The organism is Streptomyces phytophilus, assembly GCF_013870535.1.
GTDB lineage: Bacteria > Actinomycetota > Actinomycetes > Streptomycetales > Streptomycetaceae > Streptomyces > Streptomyces phytophilus.
On record NZ_JACBXC010001723.1, the window covers coordinates 1 to 1,025 of the forward strand.

Annotated in this window: 2 protein-coding genes and 1 tRNA gene; 2 read left to right on the forward strand and 1 reads right to left on the reverse strand. The window is 69.3% G+C overall.

The features are described 5' to 3' along the window. Both H5J30_RS35515 and H5J30_RS35520 read left to right on the forward strand, forming a co-directional pair. On the forward strand, positions 1-216 hold a 216-nt coding region (locus tag H5J30_RS35515), incomplete at its 5' end, for a response regulator transcription factor (RefSeq protein ID WP_181791905.1). Positions 217-337: 121 nt separating this feature from the next. After that, positions 338-706, forward strand: coding sequence for a YciI family protein (locus H5J30_RS35520; protein ID WP_181791906.1), 369 nt, complete (start codon positions 338-340; stop codon positions 704-706). A gap of 103 nt (positions 707-809) precedes the next feature. Here the strand turns inward: H5J30_RS35520 and H5J30_RS35525 are convergent. Then, a tRNA-Ala gene (locus H5J30_RS35525) sits at positions 810-883 on the reverse strand. Positions 884-1,025 lie beyond the last annotated feature (142 nt).

The window sequence follows — 1,025 nt, forward strand, 5'->3', positions numbered from 1 at the left end:
GGCGAGCGGGGCGACGAGCCGCAGCACAGCGGCCCGCTCACCCTGTTGACCCCGCAGGAGCTGCAGGTCGTACGGCTGGCCGCCGGCGGTCGCACCAACAAGGAGATCGCCGCGCAGCTCTTCCTCAGCCCACGGACCGTCGGCCACCACCTCTACAAGGCGTACCCGAAGCTCGGCGTCACCGGGCGCGCCGAGCTGGCCCACCTCGTCCGGTGACCGGCGCCGGTCGTCGGCCTCCCGGACACCAGTCACGATGACTGATACGTCAGCGGTACGCCGCGCCTAGCGTTTCGGGCATCAGGGCAGCGGCCGTCGGCCGTACGACGAGGAGACGACGATGACGAAGTACTTCCTGAGCCTCCCGCACGACTCCGCCGAGGAGCCGACGATGGAGGACATGGACCCCGCGGAGCTGCAGGAAGTCATGGCCGCGGTCGGTGCGTTCAACACCGCCATTCAGGAGGCGGGCGCGTTCGTGACCGCCGGGGGGCTGCAGCCGCCGTCGAGCGCGACCACGGTGGACTACTCCGGAGACAGCCCCGTACTCACATCGGGCCCGTTCGTCGAGGCCGACGAGTACCTCGGCGGCTTCTGGATCATCGAGGCCGAGAACGACGACGTCGCGATCGAATGGACCAAGCAGGCTTCGCGGGCGCTGCGCAGCAGGATCGAGGTGCGTGCCCTCCAGGAGGAACCCGGCGCCTGACGATCCGCGCACCGGCCCGGAAACAACTGGATCCCGTCCGATCGGAACGATCGGGCGGGATCTCGTGAACCGCCTACGAGGTCACTCGTGAACGGCCCTGAAGTGGACCTGTGGGGATTTGAACCCCAGACCCCCTCGATGCGAACGAGGTGCGCTACCGGACTGCGCTACAGGCCCTCACAACGGAAGGAACCTTAGCATCCCGGATCGCCGCCCAGGAAATCGGTTCCGGTCGCCGGCAGCCGCCCGCTACTCGTTGGCGGCGCGGCGGCGGGGCGGGTCCGCGTACTGGTCGAAGAGGGGGGTGCGGCTGGTGGGG

Bases quoted from the DNA above. Each gene is read 5' to 3' on its own strand.
- H5J30_RS35520 (WP_181791906.1), top strand. From the start codon at position 338: ATGACGAAGTACTTCCTGAGCCTCCCGCACGACTCCGCCGAGGAGCCG.